Source organism: Rhodanobacter sp. C06 (assembly GCF_002001105.1).
GTDB lineage: Bacteria > Pseudomonadota > Gammaproteobacteria > Xanthomonadales > Rhodanobacteraceae > Rhodanobacter_A.
Genome location: NZ_MUNP01000048.1, coordinates 92839 through 101318 on the forward strand (window position 1 = coordinate 92839; position 8480 = coordinate 101318).

At 68.0% G+C, this 8480-nt stretch carries 6 protein-coding genes; 2 read left to right on the plus strand and 4 right to left on the minus strand.

Features of this window, described 5'->3' with window-relative positions:
- Window positions 1-63: 63 nt before the first annotated feature.
- A complete protein-coding gene (locus B0E52_RS10335) occupies window positions 64-840 on the minus strand; it encodes an iron-containing redox enzyme family protein (protein ID WP_077483753.1) in 777 nt (258 codons plus the stop codon).
- Window positions 841-1242: 402 nt separating this feature from the next.
- Here B0E52_RS10335 and B0E52_RS18635 point away from each other — a divergent pair, with 402 nt between their 5' ends.
- Window positions 1243-2454: a YXWGXW repeat-containing protein gene (locus B0E52_RS18635; RefSeq protein ID WP_077483740.1), complete on the plus strand. Its 1212-nt coding sequence runs from the start codon at window positions 1243-1245 to the stop codon at window positions 2452-2454.
- A 179-nt stretch (window positions 2455-2633) separates the two neighbouring features.
- Window positions 2634-4835: a penicillin acylase family protein gene (locus B0E52_RS10345; protein ID WP_174575554.1), complete on the plus strand. Its 2202-nt coding sequence runs from the start codon at window positions 2634-2636 to the stop codon at window positions 4833-4835.
- 698 nt (window positions 4836-5533) lie between these two features.
- On the opposite strand, the gene B0E52_RS10350 is transcribed toward B0E52_RS10345, so the two are convergent.
- From B0E52_RS10350 to B0E52_RS10360, 3 genes are all read right to left on the minus strand, one after another.
- Window positions 5534-6286 carry a hypothetical protein gene (locus B0E52_RS10350; RefSeq protein ID WP_254426762.1) on the minus strand — a complete coding sequence of 251 codons (753 nt, stop codon included), beginning with the start codon at window positions 6284-6286 and terminating at the stop codon, window positions 5534-5536.
- A gap of 341 nt (window positions 6287-6627) precedes the next feature.
- Window positions 6628-7500, minus strand: coding sequence for a class A beta-lactamase (bla, locus tag B0E52_RS10355; RefSeq protein ID WP_077483742.1), 873 nt, complete (start codon window positions 7498-7500; stop codon window positions 6628-6630).
- A gap of 113 nt (window positions 7501-7613) precedes the next feature.
- The gene (locus B0E52_RS10360; RefSeq protein WP_139351635.1) at window positions 7614-8435 is read right to left on the minus strand and encodes a hypothetical protein; all 822 of its coding nucleotides are present in this window, start codon (window positions 8433-8435) and stop codon (window positions 7614-7616) included.
- Window positions 8436-8480 lie beyond the last annotated feature (45 nt).

Sequence of the window (8480 nt, forward strand, 5' to 3'; positions counted from 1 at the left end):
GCCGATTCTAAAGCAACAAGCGCGCCATGTTGCCGGCGCACCCCCTGTCAAAGGCCCGTGGAATCAGGCCGCGGCCCCTGCCCGCACATCCAGCCTGCCCTGCTTCTCGATGCAATGATCCAGGGTGATGCACATGCTCGTGTAACTGCGGCGCACGCATTCGCCCAGATGACGGACCAGGTCTGCCCCCGGCGTCGTGCCGACCAGGGCGCAGACGATCTCCAGCGCCTCCCAAGGATGAGTATCGTCATAGGCCGCGTGAAGTTGAAGCCAACGCAAGCTCCTGGCGCGCCCCTCCTTCGGCAGGCTTTCCGCATAGGCGGTGCTTTCAAAGATCCGCTGCGACCATTCGCCGGTGGCTCCCTCCACGGCGTAATTGGTGGCCACGATGCCTGCCGCCAGGTCGCCGCTGCGGCTCGCCTCCTCGCACCACGCGGCCAGCGCCTGACTGCCCGCCGGCGGCCGCCCCGCCGTCACCTCCTCCTCCGGCACCCCGGCCCCCTCGGCCCAGTTCAGCCAGTACTCGGCGTGGTTCTGCTCGACGCGGATGTTGCGCACCAGCCAGCGCCGTGCGAGGTTGTCGCCCGGGCTGCGGCCGTAGCGGGTCTTCAACAGGTTGTGGGCCATGTAGGCCGGGAAACGTTCGATCACCGGCCACACGCCCACCATGAAGTTGCGCGTGGACGCCGGGTCGAGGCGGGCCTCGCTCATCTGCGCCCACAACTCATGGCTGAGGATGCCCTGCTTCGCCTGCTCGCAATCGGCCACCATGTCCTGCGCCCACTGCGGGTAGCTGCTCAATTCAGTGAGCGAACCGGTACGTTCAAAACGGGTATGCATGTGATTCTCCATCGTCGGTTGTGATGCCCGGCTGGGTACTGTCGTCCGACGACCGACTCGGGGGCCGGGCGCCCGCGAACCGGCTGTGCCCCGTCGCCATGCCGGCGACGGGTGTCCTCGTGTGCTGAAGCCCGATTGTCACGCGGCCCGATGGGTGCTGCCGCCCTCATGTCGCGGATGCTGCAAGTGTCGGGCGACGGCCCCGGACCGGCCGCGAGCCTGCGCCGATTAAGCTGCGGTACGGAAAGCCGCCAGCCCTTGGCGCACAAGGCCTGCCGCTGAAACAGCCGGTCTCCGGCGGGCAGGCGGCGCTGAACCGATGCGCAACCTGCCACGGCGAGGCCGTCGCCGCCACGACCGCTCCTGCGTTATTGATGCACACACAGCCATCGGGAGGTCGCCATGCACAACCGCATCACCACGAACAGCTTTTCATTGCGCCAGCAATGGCTGGTGCGCGGCGCGGCAGCCCTGCTCGCCGCGGCCGCGCTCGCCGCCGTACCGAGCCGCGCGCATGCCGGCGTGTTCGTCTCGGTGAACATCGCGCCGCCCGCGCTGCCGGTCTACGTGCAGCCGGCGATCCCCGGCCCTGGCTACATCTGGACACCGGGCTACTGGGCCTGGGATGGCTACGAGTACTACTGGGTGCCGGGCACTTGGGTGCTGGCGCCGTTCGTCGGCGCGCTGTGGACGCCGGGCTACTGGGGCTGGAGCGGCGGCGTCTACCTCTTCCATGTCGGCTACTGGGGTCGCCACGTGGGCTTCTACGGCGGCATCGACTACGGCTACGGCTACGGCGGCCGCGGCTATGACGGCGGCTACTGGCGCGGCAACGGCTTCTACTACAACCGCACGGTGAACCACGTCACCAACAACATCACCAACGTCTACAACAGGACGGTGATCAACCACACCACGATCGTCAACCGCACCAGCTACAACGGCGGCCCGCGCGGCATCGCCGCGCGCGCCACCCCGCAGCAGCTGGCCTGGAGCCGTGAGCCGCACACCGCACCGGTGGCGGCACAGCTGCAGCAGCGCGCCATGGCCAGCCGCATGCCGTCGCTGCGCGCCTCGCAGAACCACGGCCAGCCGCCGATCGCGGCCACGCCGCGGGCGGGCGTGTTCAATGGGCACGGCGTGGCGCCGGCGGCAGCGCACGAAACACGGCTTGCGCCGCAAACTGCCGGCAATCCGCAACGCGGCAATGCGCTGCGCTCGGCCAGCTTCGCGCCGCATGGCAATGCGGCGATGCGGTCCGATGCGGCGATGCGGCCGGTCGGTGAAAACCGCTACAACCCGGTGTCTCCGAACCGCGACCAGGCAAGGCCGAATGCCTACGAGGCACAGCCCAACCGCGCACCGGCCCGTTACCAGCCGACGAACAACGGCGAGCGCGGCATGCCGTACCGACCGCAGGGTGCGCCGGCGCAGGCTTATCGTCCGGAGCCGCATTACGCGCAGCCTGCATATCGACCAGCCCAGCCGCACTACGCGCAGCCCGCGTATCGACCGGCCGAGGGCCGCCCCGCCCAGTACACGCATGCGGCGGCCCCGCAAGGCCGGGCCGTGCCGGCCGCGCATCAGGACCGGCGCGACGACAAGCGGCACTGATTCGTCACGGCATGCGTAACGCGGACAGGCCCGCCACATGGTGGGCCTGTTCGTTCCTGCAGGTCATGCGTTGCCTTGCCGGATCGGGCCGAGCCACGCAAGATGCCCCGTCAACCTGCCCGCGCCGACGCGGCGCGCACCATCGCGCGTCGACCAGGCGCATGCCAAGGGGAATCCGCATGTCCGCACGCCATCCGACTTCCGTCTTGCGCCGCGCCCGTCCGTGGCTGCTCCTGCTCGCGCTGGGCTTCACCGCCGCGGCGCCGGCGCAGTCCAGCGAGCACGCACGCCTGCAGCACGAGGCGCAGGCCGTCACGATCACCCGCGACGACTGGGGCATCGCCCACGTGCACGGCAAAACGGATGCCGACGCGGTGTTCGGCATGGCCTACGCCCAGGCCGAAGACGACTTCAACCGCGTGGAGACCAACTACCTCACCGCGCTGGGCTGGACGGCGCAGGCCGAGGGTGAATCCGCGATCTGGCAGGACCTGCGCCAGCAGTTGTGGGTCGATCCGGTCGAGCTGAAGAAACTCTACGCGCAAAGCCCCGACTGGCTGCGCAAGCTGATGGACGCCTGGGCCGACGGCCTCAACTGGTACCTCGCCACGCACCCTGACGTGCATCCGAAGGTCATCACACGCTTCGAACCGTGGATGGCGCTGTCCTTCACCGAGGGCAGCATCGGCGGCGACATCGAGCGGGTGTCGCTGAAGGAGCTTGCCGCGTTCTACGGCGATGCGCATCCCGCGCTGGCCGCAGTCAACCCGCCGAGCTGGGCCGAGCCCACCGGTTCCAACGGCATCGCGATCGCGCCGAAGCTCACCACCGACGGCCATGCGCTGCTCTGGATCAATCCGCATACCTCGTTCTACTTCCGCTCCGAGCTGCAGATGTCCAGCGACGCGGGACTGGATGCCTATGGCGCGGTGACCTGGGGCCAGTTCTTCGTCTACCAGGGCTTCAACCGGCACATCGGCTGGATGCACACCTCCACCGGCCTCGACGCCGTGGACGAGTTCGCCGAAACCATCGTGCACAAGGATGGCAAGCCGTTTTACCGCTATGGCAAGGAGCTGCGCCCGGTGCGCGAACGTGCGATCGCGGTGCGCTACCGCGCTGCCGACGGCACGCTGCAGACGCGCCGCTTCACCGCGTACTTCACCCACCACGGCCCGATCGTGAAGCGCGAGAACGGCAAGTGGATCGCCGAGGCGTTGATGGACAAACCCGTCGCCGCGCTGGAGCAGAGCTGGCTGCGCACCAAGGCGCACGACTACGCCAGCTACATGAAGGTGGCCGAGCTCAAGGCCAACTCCTCCAACAACACGCTGTTCGCCGACGACAAGGGCGAGATCGCGTTCCTGATGCCGCAGTTCGTGCCCAAGCGCGACAACCGCTTCGACTACACCAAGCCGGTGGACGGCAGCGACCCGGCCACCGACTGGCACGGCCTCACGCCATTGAACGAACTGCCGCAGGCGGTGAATCCGCCGAACGGCTGGGCGATGAACACCAACGACTGGCCGTACTCCGCCGCCGGCAAGTACAGCCCCAAGCCGGCCGACTTCCCGCGCTACATGGACACCTTCGGCGAGAACCCGCGCGGCATCCACGCCACGCAGCTGCTCACCGGCGCACGCGGTTTTTCGATGCCGAAGCTGATCGCCACCGCGTTCGATTCGTACCTGCCCGAGTTCGCCAAGCTCATCCCCCTGCTCGCGCAGGACTACGACGCCCTGCCCGGGAGCGACCCGTTGAAGGCGAAGCTGGCCGGCCCGGTCGAACTGCTGCGCCACTGGGACTGTCGCTGGGGCATCGCCTCCATGCCCACCTCGCTGGCGGTGTTCTGGGGCGACACGTTGTGGGACGAAAGCGTCCCGAAGGCGAAGGCCGCGGGCGTCTCGCCCTACGACTACATCGCGCGCGCGGACGGTGCGCAGGAACGGCTGCACGCGCTGGACGAAGCGGTGGATCGCCTGCAACAGGATTTCGGCAGCTGGGGCGTGGCCTGGGGCGAGATCAACCGCTTCCAGCGTCTCGACGATGCGATCCAGCCGCACTTCGACGATGCGAAGCCCAGCATGCCGGTGCCGTTCGTCTCCTCGCGCTGGGGTTCGCTGCCCTCGTTCGGCGCGCACCGCTGGCCCGGCACGAAGAAGTACTACGGCAGCAGCGGCAACAGCTTCGTGGCGGTGGTGGAATTCGGCCCGCGGGTAAGTGCACGCGCCGTTACCGCCGGCGGCGAAAGCGGTCACCCGGACTCGCCGCACTTCACCGACGAGGCCGAACGCTACGCCAGCGGCAACCTGCGCACGGTGTATTTCTGGCCCGACCAACTCAAGGGTCACACCGAGCGCGTGTACCACCCCGGCCAATGAACGAGCGAGCCCGCTGAGCCACCCGGTCGCCGTTGCCAGCCCCTGGTGAACCCCGCACCCTGATGTGGTGACTCGCAGCATCACGAAAGCGGCCCGGATCCGGGCCGCTTTCGACGATCATGTGCACGTGCCGTGGTACGCCATCCATGATCCGCGCGACGGCCTCGAGACTTTCGGAGGTCTCGTTACTGCTGCGGGTTCGCCCCGCTTCCGGCGGTCGAGGCCGATGGCGGCGCGGCACTGGTCGCCGCGGGCTGGGGAGCGGTGGCCGGCGTCGCTGGCGGCATGGCCGGTGGTGTCGCCGCCGGCGCCTGCGCGCTCGCCGCGTGATCGGGAGCCTCGGACGAGGGTGTCATCTCGCCGCTCTTGCCGCATGCCGACAATGCCAGCGCAGCTGCAACCAGCAGCCCTGCCGTGACTAAACCTTTCATATGTGAGGTCTCCGTTGCGGGGGTTGGGTGCGAGCGCGGCGCTGTTGCAGCCTCATGCTCCACTTCCACGGCGAAACCGAGATGCCGCGCTCGCACATGGACCCTACCGGGGCATTTGTCGATATTCCGGAGTCATTGCATGAAAGCGCGTTTAACATCGCCACGACGCGGAAAGCCGCGGATTCCGGCAATGGCCGGGCAGTATTCCTATACGTCCTAAGCATCGCTGACGCACGGGATCGCTCTCGTCGCCAAACCACGCACGCATCAGTGATCGTGCATGCCCGCAGGCGTCCCGTCCGACCAGTTCGGGGCCGCGACCAGGAACACCAGTATCGGCGGCAAGCCCTTCGTTTGCGCTTGTTCCGCAGGAGCGATGAACCAGTAGGGACTGGACATGACCGGCGAGCCCGCCGCGCCCGAACCCCAATCCCTGCCGTCCTTGACGTGCGTGTAGAACATGAGATGCGGCATGTCGTGGCCTCCTTCGTCGGTCAGATAGGACGATTTCGACATCATGTAATCCATGGCGCCGCTTTCGAGGTCCGGCAGTTGCTTGTGCTCGTACGCCGCCTTGAGTGCCGACACGGTCTCCGCCCTGGAGCGACCCGCCATCACCATCCTGGCGCGCAGATAGACGACGGGCACGATCGAACGCGCAGCCTGGGGATTCAGGCAATCGGCAGCCCGCACTTTCGGGTTCCAGAATTCGGGCCAGTCGAACGGCCCCAGCCAGCTCCTGCCCACGAAGCAGACAAAACCGTTCTTGCCTTCGACCGCTGCCTCGTAACCCTTGCGTCCCAGCACCAGGACCGTCGCATCGCGGGAAATGGACTCCGGCGCCGCACTGCGCGCCAAGGCGATCTCCGCGCTCCGATCCGCCATGAGGTATTGGTCGACCGGGGCCATCTTCGGATAGCGGGCCGCGGCATCCTGCGCGAACACCAGGTGGGCCGTGCCGAGCCCGACCAACCATGCGAAGCACTTGATTGCAGTTGCGCCGATCTTGTTCTTGCGCATGGTCCCCTCCCCGAAACTGGCCTTTGAACTCGGCAATACACGCATCGTCTGCTTCCCCGACAGAGCCGGCCCACCCGGCCTTTGCGGAAGCGACGAATGGCGTCGTCGAGAATCGACATGGCGCCGGGGATTTTTTCAGCGACTGACGCTCGGGATGCCACCCAAGGGCGCTCTGATCCATTGGCTTTTTGCCCGTCATTCCTGCGCAAGCAGGAGGAGCTTCACAACAGCGAAGCTGGTCATCCAGTGCCTTTGCTTCCGATGGTCTACAGACGCTGGATCCCGGCCTGCGCCGGGACGACGAGCAAAATCGGACATTCCCCAAGCCCGCTACCGTGGACTCAAACCGATGCGGCGATCCGCCCCACTTCGGCCAGCACGGCGCTGCGCCCGGCTGCGCCCGCCGTCGAGCCTGCCAGGTAGGCCGTCACCAGCAAGGGTTTGCGTTGCGGCGGCCAGAAGATCGCGACATCGTTGGTTTCATCGTGGGCGCCGCTGCCGGTCTTGTCGCCCGCCTGCCAGCCGGACGGCATGCCGGCACGCAGCTTGTCGAGCCCGGTACTGGTGGCGCGCATCCACGCCGCCAACCGTTCATGCGAAGCAACGGACAGCACGTCGCCGAGCAGCAGGGCACGGAGATTGCCGAGCATGGCATCCGGCGTGGTGGTGTCGCGCAGGTCGCCCGGTGCGCCGACATTGAGCTCGGGTTCGTAGCGGTCCAGCCGGGTGAGAGGATCGCCCAGCTTGCGCGCGAACGCCGTCACCGCGGGCGGCCCGCCCAGGCTGCGCAGCAGCAGGTTGTCCGCCGTGTTGTCGCTCACCGTGATCGCCGCCTCGCACAGTTCGGCCACGCTCATGCCCGGCGCACCCACGTGCTTGCTGGTCACCGGCGCCCAGGACAACACCACGTCGCGCCCGAACACCACGCGCCGATCCAGCCGTTCGACGCCGCGGTCCACCCGCGCCAGCACCGCACCCACCGTCAGCAGCTTGTGCGTGCTGCACATCAGGAAGCGTTCGTCCGCGCGATGGCCGTGACGGCGACCGGTGCCGGTGTCGAGGATCGCCACGCCCAGGCGCCCGCCATGGCGCCGCTCCAGCGCGGCCAGCCGGGCTTCGACATCCGGCTCGCGGCTGGTGCGCGCGAACGCGGGACCAAGGGCGAGCGCGGAGGCACCCAGCAACGCGGTTTTCAGCAGGCTACGTCGATCCATGGGGCCTCCTTGACGAGTACGCGGGAAAGGCATCGAGCCGTCACTCTGATCGCACGGCCGGACTTTTCCCGGCAGTGCGGATGGCGGATTCATGGCAAGCCTGCGGTGTCCGCTCAGCGCCGCGTGTGGAAGATCGCCACGCGACCGGATGCCGCCGCATCCTCGCCGGCCAGCCACGGTTCGGCGGCCAGCACGGCCGTGCAGGGTCCGAAGCTGCACACGCGGAACGAGCGATGGGCCGCCTGGCACCGCAAGGCATCCAGCACGCTGCGCAGGACCGAGCCGGTGAACGGCGTGTAGAGGTAGAACACGCTGCCGACGGCGAAATCCGCTGCACGCGCATCGCCTTGCACGAACTGCGCATTCCCCAGTTGCAGCGCTTGCGCGCAAGCGTGCGCAGCCGCCACGTAGGCCGGCTCGATCTCGATGCCGATGCCGCGCGCCGGCGTGCAGATCGCGGTGAGCAAGGGCACGTGGCCGAGCCCCGAACCCAGGTCGACCAGCACGTCGTCCGCATCCAACGCAAGACGATCGAGCAGGTCGAACACATGCCGCGCCGGCGTGGGCTGGTAGAACACCATTTCCGGCGGCAGCGCGGCGGCTTCGCCCGGTTCGCCGAACGGCAACACGCCGGCGACCAGTTCGTCGCGCCAGTCGTAGGCGTCGCCGGCGCGGCATGCCTCGCCATCGCCCGCGAAGGCCGCGAGCGCATCGCGACCCTCGCCCCGCCGGATCGCCACGCGGATGGCTTCGAACCGAAGCGCGTTGGCCGCCTCCAGCCGCTGCCGGATCGCCCGGGCACGCCGCGCGAGTCGGCCCTTGTCCTCGGCGGGCGCGAGCGCATCCAGACGATCTAGCAGGCTGTTGAGAAGCACCGTCTCGCGCCACTCTCGATAGCCGCGATCTATGCATGACGGTCGTGATGGTGGGCGCATGGCGCGTTTTCCCGCCCTGCGGACGCACGTCTCCCACCGTTGCTC

What these genes read in the sequence shown, in the direction of transcription:
- B0E52_RS10335 (WP_077483753.1), bottom strand. Translation starts at nt 840, where the DNA reads ATGCATACCCGTTTTGAACGTACCGGTTCGCTCACTGAATTGAGCAGC.
- B0E52_RS18635 (WP_077483740.1), top strand. Translation starts at nt 1,243, where the DNA reads ATGCACAACCGCATCACCACGAACAGCTTTTCATTGCGCCAGCAATGG.
- B0E52_RS10345 (WP_174575554.1), top strand. Translation starts at nt 2,634, where the DNA reads ATGTCCGCACGCCATCCGACTTCCGTCTTGCGCCGCGCCCGTCCGTGG.
- B0E52_RS10350 (WP_254426762.1), bottom strand. Translation starts at nt 6,286, where the DNA reads ATGCGCAAGAACAAGATCGGCGCAACTGCAATCAAGTGCTTCGCATGG.
- bla (WP_077483742.1), bottom strand. Translation starts at nt 7,500, where the DNA reads ATGGATCGACGTAGCCTGCTGAAAACCGCGTTGCTGGGTGCCTCCGCG.
- B0E52_RS10360 (WP_139351635.1), bottom strand. Translation starts at nt 8,435, where the DNA reads ATGCGCCCACCATCACGACCGTCATGCATAGATCGCGGCTATCGAGAG.